We start from the raw sequence: 15,031 nt of genomic DNA, 5'->3' as shown, positions 1-15,031 counted from the left end.
CAGCACCGCGTCGACCAGATGGTTGGTGACGGCGTGCAGCATGGTGGCGATCACCATGGTGACCAGCGTCAGCACCATGGAGGTGCCGATCACGGTGGAGGTCGGCACCCGCAGCAGGTAGATCATGATCGGGATCAGGATGAAGCCGCCGCCGATGCCCATCACCGCGCCGATGAAGCCGATCACCAGACCGACCATGACAATCGGAATCACGGACAGGTAGATTTTGGAGCGCTTGAACCGCATCTTCAGCGGCAGCCCGTGGATCCAGCCATGGCTGCCGGAGCGCCGCAACGGCACCACCACGCCGCGCCGCGCGCGCAGGATCGCGCGCAAGCCCTCCCAGAACATCAGCCCGCCGACGGTCGAGAGCAGCACGACGTAAGACAGCGCGATCATGAGATCGAGCTGGCCGAGCGCGCGCAGTTGCGTAAACATCCACACACCGAGTGCCGTGCCGATGATGCCGCCGCCGAGCAGCACCCCCGCCAATGCCGGATCGATGGCGCGCTTGCGCCAATAGGACAGCGCGCCGGAAAACGACGAGGCCGCGATGTGGCTGGCAACCGAGGCGACCGCGACCGCGGGCGCGATGCCGACAAAAATCAACAGCGGCGTCATCAAAAATCCGCCGCCGATCCCGAACATCCCCGACACGAATCCGACCGCGGCGCCCATCGCCAGGATGAGGAACACATTGACTGGAATATCGGCGATCGGGAGGTAAAGCTGCACGCGCGTTCGCTTCGGATTTTTAGCCCTGAAGCTGGCCGAAACCGCTCCTGGCGTGGTTTTTTGACAAGCGGCGCGGATCACTTGCCGCGCCTCTGCATAACCGAAATCGCCGGCTTGAGGGATTAAAGAATCCGCCAAGTGCGGATTTTTGGCCGCGGCCCGCCGCGTTATTCGAGCGGTGGTGAATAATTCAGATTAACGGGCGGCGCGCTTGGTCAGGGCGGGCTTCGCTGGGGCCGGTGCAGGCTTCGCTGAGCTAGCCTGCGTCGGCGCAGCATCCCAGCCGCCGGCGGGGCTTGCCGTATTGACGGCGTCGTCGGGCTGGCCTTCGGGGGTGAAGGTCTGGATCGCGAGTTTGGCGGCGGCCAGCGACTGGGCGTCGAGCCGTTTTGCGACGTCATCGCGTTTGCGCACCGAGTCGGCGTCGCCTTGGGCGGCGGCGAGGCTGAACCATTTGAAGGATTCGGCGAGGTTCTGTTCGACGCCGATGCCGCGCGCGTAGAGGATGCCGAGGTTGAACTGGCTGTCGGCGACGCCGCGGTCGGCCGCCTTGCGGAACCATTGCGACGCGCTCTTGTAGTTGGCGCCCTTGCCGCCGCCATCGGCATCGAGCACGGCGAGATTGTGCATCGCCTTGGCGTTGCCGCGCTCGGCCGCCTGCAGGTAATAGCGGCGTGCGATGTCGATGTCCTTCTTCACGCTGAGACCCTTTTCATAGAGGGTCCCGAGCCGGAAGATCGCCGGCACCAAGCCGGCCTGCGCCGCGCGGTCGTACCATTTCGCAGCTTCATCGTAGTTCGCGGGCACGCCTTTGCCTTCGGCGTAGCGGACGCCGATCTCATAGGCAGCCGAAGGATCGCCCTTCAGCGCAGCGCTGCGCAGCACCGGCCCGCCGATTCCGTCGGGCAATTTTTCTTCCGGCGGAATCTGGATGAGCGAGAGCTTGCGATTGGCCGGCGCCGGATTGGCGCTGACTTGCGGGATCGTGCCGGTGATGTCGGTCGCGGCTATCGGGGCGGTTACCGGCGCCGCGGCCTGCGGGATCACCACCGACGCGGTGCTGTCGGAGGCCGCCGGCGCGGCTGCATTCATCGATTGCCGGCCGATCGGGGTCGGCGATGTCATCGAAGGCATTGCCGGCGCGGGCTTGGCGCTTTCGACGGGCGGCAGCGCCGTGGGCGGCGCCTCGCTGGCGTTTTCGGACGCCGGCATCGACGGCGGAGTGCCGCTGTCCAGCAGTGTCATCGCCATCTTGAAGGTGCCGAGCACGATCACCACCACGCTCGCGCCGACCAGCAGCGAGCGAATCTTGGAGGTGATGGTCGAAGAGCCTTTGGCCGCATCGCCGGCCGGATCCTTGGGCGCGGCGGCGCGCCTGGTCTTGCTGTCCTTGCCGGGCTGAGCGGCGGCGGCCTGCGCGGCGCGGCGGGCGGCGGCAATGAAGCTCGATGTGCTGGCCTGCTCGCGGGCGCCCGGCGAAATCTCGCTGATCGCGTGTTCCGAAGCGGCAATGCGCTCCGACGGCGAAGCGGCGCGGCCGAGCGGCCGCGTTCCCGGCTCCAGCGGATGGTCCGGCGGCAGATCGGGTTCGATCGCGGCGCGCGGAAGCGGCGCGGCCTGCGGCTCGAGGATTTCGCTGATCGCCCTCGGCGTGGCGATCGCCGGCGCGGCAAGCGGCTCGGCGGCGTGGAATTCCCGCGGTGCCGCGGCAAAATGTGGCTGTGGCGCAACCGGATTCGGCAATTCCGGCCGTGGCGGCGGCGAGGCGGGTTGCGGCGGCGTCGCCGCGCGCGGCGCCGGGACAGGCTGCGGCGCCGGTACGGGCGCCGGCGGCGGCACCGGAGCGGAACGGACCGCGCGCAGATCGCCTTCGATCATGGCGAGGCGGTCGACCACGTGGCCGAGCGTGTTGTGTACGACTTCGAGCGCGTCCTGGGTCTGACGACCGGTTTCGCTCTGGCGGAATTGCATGTCGGACAATTCGCGCTTGATCAGATCGGCCAGGCCGCTGTCCATCTGCATGGCGGACGGCGCGGCGGCGTTTGTGCCGTTGTCGGCGAGCGCGGTAATGTGGGCGTGCTGGGTTTCGAGATGGCGCAGCACGTCCTGCAGGCCTTCTTCGACCCGACCGAGATTGCCGGAACGGTGATCCGACGAGGCTTCGAGCCGTTCCAGCAGATACGACACGCGCTGTTCGAGATGGGCGAAGGCGGACCCGCTGTCATTGCCGACCTGCATATGGTCGAGGCGGTCCATCAGCGCCCGCAGGGCGCCTTCGATATGCTCGGAATTGTCGTTGACCACAGGCCGTTCGCGGCTTTCCAGCGATGATGTCAGTGCCGCGATGCGCTGTTCCAGCACCGCGAACGAATCACCGCGGCCTTCGGACCGGGCGAACTGGTCGACTTTGGCTGACAGCGTGTGGACGTCCTCGCTGAGCCGGGTCAGGGCGTCGGTCGATGCGACGTTGGAGACGATCGAGCGAAGTGCCGCGATGGCGTCTTCGAGCTGACGGATCGTGCCGGGTTCGTCGCTGCTACGGACGATCAGGTCGAGCTTGGCGCTGAGATTGCGGATCGCGTCGTCGTAACCGGCAAGCTGTTCCGCGGGCGTCATCGAGCGCAGCGTTTGGTGAATTTCGTTCAGCGCGCGTTCGATATTGGCCAGAACCTGGTCATCGATCCCGCTCTGCCTGGAATCGTCGATGCGGCGCGACAGCGAACGGATTTCATTCTCGATCGATTCGATCGCGCGGCGCGGCATCGCCTCGGTGATGGCGTGGCGGATTTCGTTCAATTCGCTGCGGAACCCGGCGATCGACTGCTCGATAGTGTCGGGACGCTGCAATGCTTCGATCTGGCTGGTGATCTTGAGCAGATGCTTTTCGAGCCCCGAGAAATCCGGACCGGACGGCGCCGGCGGTGTCATCGCCGGCGCGAGTGGCGGCGCGCTGCGCGGCGGCATCGGCCTGGGTGCGGAATTGTCAAGTTCGCTCTGGCGCGCAGCGATTTCTGCGATTGCAAAGTCGAGCGTGCCCGGGTTGAGCGGCGGCGACGGACGGTAAACCTGGGCCGCGGCGCGCTCGACCGCTTCAGCCTGGCGTTGGGTGTCCTGACGTTGCCCCTGTTTCACCGGGGCGGGATTGGAGATCTGCGACAGCCGCGCGTCGAGCCGTGAAATGGCGTCATTCAACTGCCTGGCGACGCCGGGCTCGTTCCGCGGGGCGTCGTTGCGCGGCGCCGGTTTCGAAATCTGTTCGATCTGGCGGGTGATGGAGTCGAGCCGTTGATGAATGTCGGCGACCTCTTTGGCGTCCTGGCTCGGCAGCGGTGTGCGAGGCTGATCCTGCGGGACGCGTAAGTCCGGAGCGGCGGAAGCGCCGATGGTGGAATTGAGCCAGTCGTTGAGCGACATGCCGGCGCGGCGCGCCGCGGCCTCGGCCCGCTCTCGGACCGATGGATCGATGCCCTCTGCACTCCACGATACGCGCGAATTCATGCTCTCGTCCGGTTCCGAGTCTGGCGCGTACCCCTGCGCCGGCAGCTTCCCCGCGCGTCCCATTGCAGAGACAATCGGATTCAGCGCAGGTGGTCTGCCTCCGACATCGACTTTTTCGTGTTACGGTAAACAACGGGTTAAGGAGTGAGGCGGAGGAGCCTAAAAACCTGGCGTCCGGACCAAATTCAAACGGGGGCAGATGCCGGCGGTCGCCAGTCGTCGCATTTGGTCGGTTTGGCTCCCCTTCAGGCCCAGGTTCCGTCTAACGTCTTTTTTGCAGCAGACCGATTGCTGCGTTGCAAAAATTTGCCTAAACGAAGCGGCCCCAAGCCTTCCCTGAAAGCGTTGCCGGAGAAGACGCCCATGCCGAGTTACAAAGCCCCTCTGGAAGACCTCAGTTTTCTCTTCAACGACGTGTTTCAGATCGACCGGTACAATAATCTTCCCGGCTTCAGCGATGCCCCCGCCGACGTGCGGGAAGCGATTCTGGCGGAAGCCGCCAAGTTCACCGAGAAAGTGCTGCAGCCGCTCAATCGCATCGGCGATCTCGAAGGCTGCACCCGCCACGACGATGGCCGTGTCACGACTCCGAAGGGTTTTAAGGCGGCCTACAAGCAACTCGGCGAAGGCGGCTGGCTCGGTCTATCCATGCCTGCCGAATACGGCGGGCAGGGCCTGCCGACCACCCTGACGCAGACCCTCAATGAATTCCAGATGTCGGCCAATATGGCGTTTTCGATGTATGGCGGCCTGACCCAGGGCGCGATGGCGGCGCTGCTGGTGCACGGCCAGCCCGAACAGAAGAAGATGTTCGTGCCGCGGATGCTGGCCGGGGACTGGACCGGCACCATGAATCTCACCGAGCCGCAATGCGGTACCGATTTGGGGCTGCTGCGCACCAAGGCGGTGAAGCAGGCCGACGGCAGCTACAAGATCACCGGCACCAAGATATTCATCTCCGGCGGCGAGCACGATCTCACCGAAAACATCATCCATCTGGTGCTGGCCCGCATCGAGGGCGCACCGGCCGGGATCAAGGGCGTGTCGCTGTTCGTGGTGCCCAAGGTGCTGGTCAATGCCGACGGCTCGCTCGGCGCGCCCAACGGCGTCACCTGCGGCTCGATCGAACACAAGATGGGCATTCACGGCAATTCGACCTGCGTCATGAATTACGATGGCGCGACCGGCTGGCTGATCGGCGAGGAAAACAAGGGCATGCAGGGCATGTTCGTGATGATGAACGAGGCGCGGCTCGGCGTTGCGGTGCAGGGGCTGGCGCAATCCGAAGTCGCCTACCAGAACGCGGTGGCCTATGCGAAAGATCGCCTGCAGGGCCGTTCGCTGTCGGGCCCGAAGGCCCCGGACAAGCCGGCCGACCCGATCATCGTGCACCCGGATGTGCGGCGCACGCTGCTGACCATCCGCGCCTTCAACGAGGCCGCGCGCGCGATGGTGGTGTGGACGTCGCTGAAGAGCGATGTCGCGCACAGATCCAGCGACGCCAAGGACCGCCAGGAGGCCGACGACCACATGGGGCTGATGACGCCGATCCTGAAGGGCGTGCTCACCGACGTCGGCTTCTCCAATGCGGTGCTGGCGCAGCAGATGTTCGGCGGCCATGGCTATATCGCCGAATGGGGCATGGAGCAGTTCGTGCGCGATGCGCGCATCGCCATGATCTATGAAGGCGCCAACGGCATTCAGGCGCTCGATCTGGTCGGCCGCAAATTGCCGAGCAACGGCGGCCGTGCGGCGATGAGCTTCTTCGCCGAGGTGGCTGCGTTCGCCAAGGATCACGCCGCCGACGAGGCGATGAAGCCTTATCTCGCGCCGCTCTCGACCGCGCTCGGTCATCTGCAACAGGCCACCATGTGGCTGATGCAGAATGCGCCTGCCAAGCCGGACAATGCCGGCGCCGGCGCCACCGATTACATGCAACTGTTCGGGCTGGTCACCTTCGGCTACATGTGGGCGCGGATGGTGAAAGCAGCACAAGACAAGATTGCCGGCGGCGACACGGCACCCTATCTGAGCTCCAAGCTCGTCACCGGCCGTTTCTTCATGGAGCGGATGCTGCCGGAAACCTCGCTGCACCTCGCGCGCATCCAGACTGGAAGCGAAACCACCATGGAATTGCCGGCGGAAGCGTTCTGATCGAAATATCCACGCCGGCTTCCGATCTCACCGGGATCGTCTATATATTACGATGATCATATCAAGGAGGGCGTCATGCCTGAGGCATATATCTATGATCACGTCCGCACCCCGCGCGGTCGCGGCAAGCCCGACGGCGCGCTGCACGAGGTGACCGCGCTGGCGCTGGCGACGGCGCCGCTGAAGGCGCTCAAGGAGCGCAACAACCTCGCACCCGGCAGCATCGACGACGTCGTGCTGGGCGTGGTCGATCCGGTGGGCGAGGCCGGCGGCGACATCGCGCGGATGGCGGCGCTGAGCGCGGGTTATGGCAACGACGTGCCGGGCATCCAGATCAATCGTTTTTGCGCATCCGGCCTCGACGCGGTGAATTTTGCCGCGGCGCAGATCATGTCGGGCCAGCATGCCATGACCATCGGCGGCGGCGCTGAATCCATGAGTCGCGTCGGCATCGGCGCCTCCGGTGGCGCGTGGCCGATGGACCCGTCGATCGCGGTGCCGGCCTATTTCATGCCGCAGGGCGTATCGGCCGACCTGATCGCGACCAAATACGGATTTTCGCGCGACGACGTCGATGCCTATGCGGTGCAGAGCCAGCAGCGCGCCGGCAAGGCCTGGGACGAGGGCCGCTTCAGCAAGTCGGTGGTGCCGGTGAAGGACATCAACGGCCTCACCATCCTCGCCAAGGACGAGCACATTCGTCCCACCACGACCATGCAATCGCTGGCGGCGTTGCAGCCATCGTTCACGGTGATGGGGCAGATGGCCGGCTTCGAAGCGGTGGCGATCCAGTCGCATCCGGAAATCGAGCGTGTCAATTACGTCCACCACGCCGGCAACTCGTCAGGCATCGTCGATGGCGCCGGTGCGGTGCTGCTCGGCAATAAGGAGGCCGGCGCCAAGGCGGGCCTGAAGCCGCGTGCAAAAATCCGCGCCTTCGCCAATATCGGTTCGGAGCCGGCGATGATGCTGACCGGTCCGGTCGATGTGACGAAGAAAGTGCTGGAGCGTTCCGGCATGAAGCTGTCCGACATCGACCTGTTCGAACTCAACGAGGCCTTCGCCTCGGTGGTGCTACGCTACATCCAGGCCTTCGACATCGACAACGCCAAGATCAACGTCAACGGCGGCGCCATTGCGCTCGGCCATCCGCTTGGCGCCACCGGCGCGATGATTCTGGGCACCGTGCTCGACGAACTCGAGCGCACCAACAAGTCGACCGCGCTGGTTACGCTGTGCATCGGCGGCGGCATGGGCACCGCCACGATCATCGAACGGGTGTGATTCCGTAGGGTGGGCAAAGCATGCGGACGCGAACGCGTCCGCTAGCGTGCCTGAGAAACAGATGGTGGGCACGGCGCGAAGACGCGCCTTTGCCCACCCTCGAAACTTTACACAGCGCGGACCGCCATCGGCTTCGAGAGCAGGGGCACGGTCGGTAACGTCATCAGCGCAGGTTTCGCGAAATGATAGCCTTGGAACAACGAGATGCCGGCAGCGCGCAGCACGGTGAGTTCTTCATCGTTCTCGACGCCTTCGGCGAGCACTTCAATGTCAAGCGTACGGGCAATTCCGACGACGCCCGCAACGATCGCCTGCTTGGCGCGACTTTGGTGAATGTCGCGCAGCAGCTCCATGTCGATCTTGATGAGGTCGGGTTGCAGGCGCGCGAGCAGTCCCAGTCCGGCAAAGCCGGCGCCGAAATCGTCGAGCGCGGTCCAGAACCCCAGTTTGCGATAAGCCTCAACGATGCGCTGAACGTGGGGCACGTCGTCCATTCTTTCATTTTCGGTAAATTCGAACATCAGATTTCGGTGCGGGAAGTCCACGCGCCTCGCGGCGGCGAGCGATTTCTGAATGCACGCCATCGGCTCGTACACCGCGTTTGGCATGAAGTTGATCGAAAGCCTGAGGTCGCGGCCGGCAAACAGGCGGCCGGCGGTCTCAATCGCCATCACCCGCGCGGCCTGATCGAACTTGTAGCGCAGTTCGTCGGAAACCTTGCTCAGCACCGAGAAGGCGGATCCGCCATCGGCGCCGCGAACCAGCGCCTCATAACCCCAGACGCGGCCATCGGCCATGTCGACGATCGGCTGGAACGCCATTTTGAAATCGAATGGAAGCGCGATATCGTCGCGGCAACCGGCACAGGCTTTGCTCATGGGAATACTCCGGACTTGCTCGGCAAAGTCGTAGATCAGAACCCTGAATCCTCTCTTAAAGAACTTCCGACGGCTGCATTACACAGGAACCGCGCCAATGACTTATGCGAACTTCAAGGTTGAGACCGACGCCGACGGCATCGCCCTCGTGACTTGGGATATTCCGGGCCGCTCGATGAATGTGCTGGACACCCGGACCATCGAGGAACTCGGCAGCATCGTCGACCACACCACGGCGGACGCCGCGGTGAAGGGCGTGGTGATCACCTCCGGCAAGGAAGCGTTTTCCGCCGGCGCCGATCTGTCGATGCTGGAAGGCATGAACAAGACCTTTGCCGAAGCGCTGCAAGCCCGCGGCGCGGAAGCTGCGCAAAAAATGCTGTTTGATGAAAGCCGAAAACTGTCGCTGACGCTGCGCAAGATCGAGACTTCGGGCAAGCCGTGGGTCGCCGCCATCAACGGTCTCGCGCTCGGCGGCGCCTTCGAAGTCACGCTGGCCTGCCACTACCGCGTCGCCTCGGACAATCCAAAGACGCGCCTCGGCCTGCCGGAAATCAAGGTCGGGCTGTTTCCCGGCGGCGGCGGCACGCAGCGGCTGCCGCGCATGCTGCAGCCGCAGGATGCGATGCAGATGCTCTTGAAGGGCGAGGCGATCAATCTCGACAAAGCCAAGGCACAGAATATCGTAGGCTCCGTGGTGCCTGCCGCCGACCTGATCAAGACCGCCAAAGCGTGGATCAAGGCCGGCGGCAAGGCGGTGGCGCCGTGGGACGAGAAGGGTTTCAAGCTGCCGGGTGGTCCGGTCTTTTCCAAGAACGGCATGATGATCTTCCCGGCGGGGAATGCAATCTATCGCCGCGAGACCTACGACAATTATCCGGCGGCGCGCGCGATCATGCAGTGCGCCTATGAGGGCCTGCAGCTGCCGATGGATGCGGCGCTGCGCGTTGAATCGCGATACTTCGCGCACATCCTGCAGACCAAGGAAGCCGCGGCGATGATCCGCAGCCTGTTCCTGTCGATGCAGGAACTGAACAAGGGCGCGCGCCGGCCGCCGAACGTGCCGCCGACCAACGTGAAAAAGCTCGGCATCATCGGCGCCGGCTTCATGGGCGCCAGCGTCGGTTACGTGTCAGCACGCGCGGGCATCGACGTGGTGCTGATCGACCGCGACCAGGAGAGCGCCGACAAGGGCAAGGGCCACGCCAAATCGGTGATCGACGACCTGATCAAGAAGGGCCGCGCCAAGGAAGCCGACCGCGACGGCATCCTGTCGCGCATCAGCGCCACCGCCGACTACAATGCGTTGAAGGATTGCGACCTCGTGATCGAAGCGGTGTTCGAGGATAGAAAAGTAAAGGCCGAGACCTACGCCAAGGCGCAGCCGCTGCTCAAGAGCGACGCGATCTTCGCTTCCAACACCTCGACGCTGCCGATCAATTCGCTGGCGGAGGAATTCAAGGACCAGGGCAAGTTCATCGGCATCCATTTCTTCTCGCCGGTGGAGAAGATGATGCTGGTGGAGATCATCGTCGGCAAGAACACCAATGATGTCGCGCTCGCCACCGCGCTGGACTACGTGCGCGCCATCGGCAAGACGCCGATCGTGGTCAATGACTCGCGCGGCTTCTTCGCCAACCGCTGCGTGTTGCGTTTTACCGCCGAGGGCCTGGAAATGCTGATGGAAGGCGTGCCGCCGGCGATGATCGAGAACACCGCGAGGATGGCCGGCATGCCGGTCGGGCCGCTGTCGCTGTCCGACGAAGTCGCGCTCGATCTTGTGCTCAAGATCATGAAGGCGACCGAGGCCGACCTCGGCGCCAATGCCGTCGACCAGTCCCAGAAAAAACTGCTGGTCGAGATGGTGGAGAAACAAGGCCGCTTCGGCCGCAAGAACGGCAAGGGGTTTTACGACTACCCGGAGAAGGGCAAGGGCCAGAAGAGCCTGTGGTCGGAATTGAGCGGCCTGCAACCCAAACATCTCGACCCGGATACCCTCGATATCGAGGAGATGAAGCAGCGTTTCCTGGTGGTGCAGGCGGTGGAGGCTGCGCGCACCGTGGAAGATCATGTCATCACCGACCCGCGCGAGGCCGACGTCGGCTCGATCCTCGGCTTCGGCTTTGCGCCGTTCACCGGCGGCACGCTGAGCTACATCGACTTCATGGGGACGAAGAAGTTCGTCGAACTGTGCCATAAACTGGAAGCAAAATACGGCTCGCGCTTCACGCCGCCGAAGCTGCTGGAGGACATGGCGGCCAAGGGCGAGACCTTCTACGGCCGCTTCCCGCCGAAGAAGGCGGCGGCGTAGAGCACGTGTGCCCCGGACGCAGCGCGCCGTTCTTCACGGCGTGGTGCGCTGCAGAGCCGGGGCCCCGGTTGCTTGCGGATCGAAGGAACCGGGGTCCCGGGTCAGCGAAGCGGCATGAAGAATGCCGCATCGCGCCCGGGACACGTAAACCTCACGCCGCCTTCTGGGCCTGCGCTTCCATGTCCAGCGCCGCCTTCACGTTCGGCCGCGCCGCGACGCGGTCCTTGAGCGCCATCAGATTCTTGAACTCGGACAAATCCATCCCGGTGCGCTCGGCCCATTTCAGCATCACGAACAGATAGCCGTCGGCGACGGTGAACTGCTTGCCCATCAGGTAGTCTTTGCCGGCGAGCTGCGACTCGGCGTATTTGAACTTGCCCTTGATGCGGTCGCGGAAGAAGTTCTTCACGTCGTCCGGAATCACCGGCTGGAACAGCGGGCTGAAATTCTTGTGCAGCTCGGTGGTGATGAAGTTGAGCCACTCCTGCAATTTGTAGCGTTCGGCCGAGCCGTTCGCCGGCGCAAGATTCTTCCCCGCGGCCTTGTCGGCGATCATCTGCACGATTACCGGGCCTTCGGTGACCAGCTCGCCACTGTCGAGCTGAAGCACCGGAACCTGGCCCTTCGGATTGATCTTGGTGAAGTCGTCGCCTTTTTCGGTCTTCTTGGCCTTGAGGTCGACGCGCACCAGTTCATGGGCAAGCCCGGCCTCGTGCAGCGCGATGTGGGGCGACAGCGAACAGGCGCCGGGCGAATAATACAATTTCATCGGATTTCCTTCCCTCGGATTATTGGTGAGTGGGGACCCGGCGATTAAATGCATCTGCATGAAATAGTCAACATTGATGCAGCTGCATTTAGTGCGGTACACTGATCCATGACATCTATGGGCGACGCCATGAAACGCAAACCATCGACCGAGGCCACCGCCGCCTGGATCCGCCTGATGCGGGTCCAGAGCCGGGTACTCGATGCCGTCGAGCAGGAGTTGAAGAAGGCCGGGTTCCCGCCGCTCGCCTGGTATGACGCGCTGCTCGAATTGTCGCGCGCGCCATCGGGCGAAATGCGCCCGGTGGAGCTGGAAAAGCAGATGCTGATCCCGCAATATTCGACCTCGCGGCTGATCGACCGGCTGGTGGACGAGGGGCTGGCGGCGCGCCGCGAATGCAAGATCGACAAACGCGGCCAGTTCGTGGAAATCACCGAAACAGGACGCGAACTGCAGAAGAAGATGTGGAGCGCCTATTCCGCCGCGATCGAAAAGCACGTCGGCTCGAAACTGTCGGATGCGGACGCGGTAAAGCTCTGCGGCCTGCTCGACCGGCTGGGCTGTTCGTGCGATGAGGCGCCGGCGCTGGCCGCCAGAGACGCCGCGCCCGCGCGATGATATTGTTCTTTCCTCCAGGTTTCGCGGATCGCCTTGTCCGCAGCCGTCCCGACACCGCGCGCGTTCGGTCGAAACGCCTCACATCCGGAACCAGTAATGGCGCGTGACCAGATCGATATGACGCCGCTGCAATCGCGCGACGAGCTCGTCGCGTGGCTGGAAGCGGGGATAAAGCAACCGTCCGAATTCCGGATCGGCACCGAACACGAGAAGACGCCGTTCACGCTTCAAGGTCACGATCCCGTGCCGTACGAAGGCGTGCGCGGCATCGGCGCGCTGCTGGAGGGCATGCAGCTCCTGCTCGGCTGGGAGCCGATCATGGAGCGTGGCAACATCATCGGGCTGTACGACGTCACCGGCGGCGGCGCGATTTCTCTGGAGCCGGGCGGGCAGTTCGAACTATCCGGCGCGCCGGTGGAAACCGTGCATCAGACCCAGTCCGAGCTGATGGCGCATCTGGCGCAGGTGCGCGAGATTGCTACCCCGCTCGGCATCGGATTCCTCGGGCTTGGTCTCACGCCGTCATGGTCGCGCGAACAGATTCCGATGATGCCGAAGGGCCGCTACAGGATCATGACCAACTACATGCCGAAGGTCGGCCGATACGGCCTCGACATGATGTACCGCACCTGCACGGTGCAGACCAATCTCGATTTCTCCTCGGAAGCCGACATGGTCAAGAAGCTGCGGGTATCGGTGGCGCTGCAGCCGGTGGCGACCGCGCTATTCGCCAATTCGCCGTTTACCGAAGGCAAGCCCAACGGTTTCCTGTCGTTCCGCTCCGAGATCTGGCGCGACACCGACAATGCGCGGTCCGGCATGATTCCGTGGGCGTTCCAGGACGGCATGGGATTCGAGCGCTGGGTCGATTACGCGCTGGACGTGCCGATGTATTTCGTCAAGCGCGGCGATCAGTATATCGACGTCGCCGGCTCCTCGTTCCGTGCCTTCTTCGAGGGCAGGAACAATGTGTTGCCGGGCGAGCGCCCGACGCTGTCGGACTGGGCCAACCATCTCTCGACGATTTTCCCCGAGGTGCGGCTGAAGCGCTATCTGGAAATGCGCGGCGCCGACGGCGTGCCGTGGGGACGGCTGCCGGCGCTGCCGGCGTTCTGGGTCGGGCTGCTGTACGACGACACCAGCCTGAACGCGGCGTGGGATATCGCGCGAAGCTGGACCGCGCAGGAACGGCAGGCGTTGCGCGACGACGTGCCGCGGCTCGGCTTCAAGGCGCGGATCAAGGATCGTTATCTGTTCGAGATCGCCAAGGAGTGTCTGATCCTGGCGCATGCGGGCCTTCGCCGGCGAGGCCACGTCGATCATCTCGGCCGCGACGAGTCGCGGCATCTTGATCCGCTCGACCGGATTCTCGATGCCGGCCGCACCCCGGCCGAGGAGATGCTGGAGAAATTCCACGGCCCCTGGCGCCGCTCGGTGGACCCGGCGTATCGGGAATACGCGTTCTAGATCAGAGCGTTGGACGCCGTTCATCTGGCGTACAGAAACGTGGCCGTCAAATGGCGGTTCGTAACAACCACATCCTGATCGGAAGCAACTAACGTATGTGGAAGACCCGCCTGCTCAAGGCGTGTTTGCTGACGCTCCTTATTGGCGCGAGCGTCACAGCCGCGCGCGAGGCGCGGGCGCAGGCCAATTTCGACCGGCCCGGCGGCGATTATGCGAGTTCGCCGGTGCCCTCCGGCGATCCGGCCGATTGCGCGCTGGTATGCGAACGCGACCGGCGCTGCCGCGCCTGGAGCTTCAATTATCCCACCGACGCCGCCGGCGGCGCGGTGTGCTGGCTCAAGAGCAACGTGCCGGCGCGCGCCCAGAACAATTGCTGCGTTTCCGGCGTGCGCGGCGCCGGCGTGGTCGAGCAGCATACTGGTGCGATCGAATCGTCGATCGACCGGTACGGCGGCGACTATCGCAATTTCGACCTGGAAGGCAGCGAGGGCGACGAGGCCTGCAAGGCGGCCTGCACCGCCGATAACAAATGCCGCGCCTGGACCTATGCGAGGCCCGGCTATGTCGGCAGGAATGCGCACTGCTATCTGAAAAAGGACATCAAGCCGCCGCAGCGCAAGCCGGGGTTCATCTCGGGCGTGGTGCGGTAGCACTGAGCCGTAGGGTGGGTTAGGCGCGAAGCGCCGTAACCCACCATCTGGATTTGTGGAAAACGCAGCCGGTGGGTTACGCGCCTTCGGCGCTAACCCACCCTACGAATCTACTGAACTCGTCTACGCCGCCTTTACCAGGTCCGGCTTGAGATGCTTCAGCCGCGGCATCACTTCGGCGCTCAACAGCCGCAGCGAGTTCTGCCACGCCTCCGGTCTGTGCTTGTAGTCAAAGCCGAACACCAGCAACGTGCCGAATCCCCCAACCTCGTGATAGATCCTTTCGATCTTCTCGGCGACGGTTGACGGCGAGCCGACGATCCAGTTGTGCCGTGCGCAGTATTCCGCCGTGACGTCGCTGTCCGGCACTTCGGGAGTGTGTTTCAGATAGTCCTTGAAGCCGAAATGCCCGAGCAGCGGCAGGAAATACTCGCTCATCATGCGGCCCATCATGTCGCCGACCGAGAGCTTCCATGCTTCTTCGTCGGTATCGGCGACGAACACCTCGCGCACCATGCGCCAGTCCTGCCGGTTCGGCTTGCGGCCGGTTTTGGCAGCACCAGCCTCGACCGATTCCCAGTGGCTCGACACATAGGCCGGATTGAGATTGAGGCTCATCGGAATGTAGCCGCGTTCGCCGGCGAGCTTCAGCGTGTCGGAGCCCTTG

Annotated in this window: 11 protein-coding genes; 6 read left to right on the top strand and 5 right to left on the bottom strand. The window is 63.9% G+C overall.

The window, feature by feature from the left end; all coding sequences use genetic code 11:
* Nucleotides 1-735, bottom strand: a 735-nt coding sequence (locus tag VGP39_RS15735; protein ID WP_327569031.1) for a sulfite exporter TauE/SafE family protein, incomplete at its 3' end; no start/stop codon positions are given.
* A 195-nt stretch (nt 736-930) separates the two neighbouring features.
* A complete protein-coding gene (locus VGP39_RS15730) occupies nt 931-4,233 on the bottom strand; it encodes a hypothetical protein (protein WP_327569030.1) in 3,303 nt (1,100 codons plus the stop codon).
* Nucleotides 4,234-4,596: 363 nt separating this feature from the next.
* Between VGP39_RS15730 and VGP39_RS15725 the strand changes: the two genes are divergently transcribed.
* A complete protein-coding gene (locus tag VGP39_RS15725; protein WP_327569029.1) occupies nt 4,597-6,387 on the top strand; it encodes an acyl-CoA dehydrogenase C-terminal domain-containing protein in 1,791 nt (596 codons plus the stop codon).
* 75 nt (nt 6,388-6,462) lie between these two features.
* A complete protein-coding gene (locus VGP39_RS15720; protein ID WP_327569028.1) occupies nt 6,463-7,671 on the top strand; it encodes an acetyl-CoA C-acetyltransferase in 1,209 nt (402 codons plus the stop codon).
* A gap of 107 nt (nt 7,672-7,778) precedes the next feature.
* Here the strand turns inward: VGP39_RS15720 and VGP39_RS15715 are convergent, their stop codons facing one another.
* Nucleotides 7,779-8,549, bottom strand: coding sequence for an EAL domain-containing protein (locus VGP39_RS15715; RefSeq protein ID WP_327569027.1), 771 nt, complete (start codon nt 8,547-8,549; stop codon nt 7,779-7,781).
* A 97-nt stretch (nt 8,550-8,646) separates the two neighbouring features.
* Between VGP39_RS15715 and VGP39_RS15710 the strand changes: the two genes are divergently transcribed.
* Nucleotides 8,647-10,860, top strand: a complete 2,214-nt coding sequence (locus VGP39_RS15710) for a 3-hydroxyacyl-CoA dehydrogenase NAD-binding domain-containing protein (RefSeq protein ID WP_327569026.1) — start codon at nt 8,647-8,649, stop codon at nt 10,858-10,860.
* Nucleotides 10,861-11,011: 151 nt separating this feature from the next.
* On the opposite strand, the gene gstA is transcribed toward VGP39_RS15710, so the two are convergent.
* Nucleotides 11,012-11,629, bottom strand: coding sequence for a glutathione transferase GstA (gstA, locus tag VGP39_RS15705; protein WP_327569025.1), 618 nt, complete (start codon nt 11,627-11,629; stop codon nt 11,012-11,014).
* Nucleotides 11,630-11,758: 129 nt separating this feature from the next.
* Here gstA and VGP39_RS15700 point away from each other — a divergent pair, with 129 nt between their 5' ends.
* The 3 genes from VGP39_RS15700 (at nt 11,759) to VGP39_RS15690 (ending at nt 14,364) form a co-directional block, all read left to right on the top strand.
* Complete coding sequence (locus VGP39_RS15700; protein ID WP_327569024.1) at nt 11,759-12,247, top strand: helix-turn-helix domain-containing protein; 489 nt, start codon at nt 11,759-11,761, stop codon at nt 12,245-12,247.
* Nucleotides 12,248-12,343: 96 nt separating this feature from the next.
* The gene (locus tag VGP39_RS15695) at nt 12,344-13,714 is read left to right on the top strand and encodes a glutamate--cysteine ligase (protein ID WP_327569023.1); all 1,371 of its coding nucleotides are present in this window, start codon (nt 12,344-12,346) and stop codon (nt 13,712-13,714) included.
* A gap of 95 nt (nt 13,715-13,809) precedes the next feature.
* Nucleotides 13,810-14,364: a PAN domain-containing protein gene (locus tag VGP39_RS15690; RefSeq protein ID WP_327569022.1), complete on the top strand. Its 555-nt coding sequence runs from the start codon at nt 13,810-13,812 to the stop codon at nt 14,362-14,364.
* 123 nt (nt 14,365-14,487) lie between these two features.
* Here VGP39_RS15690 and VGP39_RS15685 read toward each other — a convergent pair.
* Nucleotides 14,488-15,031: LLM class flavin-dependent oxidoreductase (locus tag VGP39_RS15685; RefSeq protein ID WP_327569021.1), on the bottom strand; the 544-nt coding region annotated here is incomplete at its 5' end.

The organism is Bradyrhizobium sp. (assembly GCF_036009065.1).
In the GTDB taxonomy this organism is placed as follows: domain Bacteria; phylum Pseudomonadota; class Alphaproteobacteria; order Rhizobiales; family Xanthobacteraceae; genus Bradyrhizobium.
Note: the sequence above shows the minus strand (reverse complement) of the source record. Positions and strands in the feature narration are given on the sequence as shown.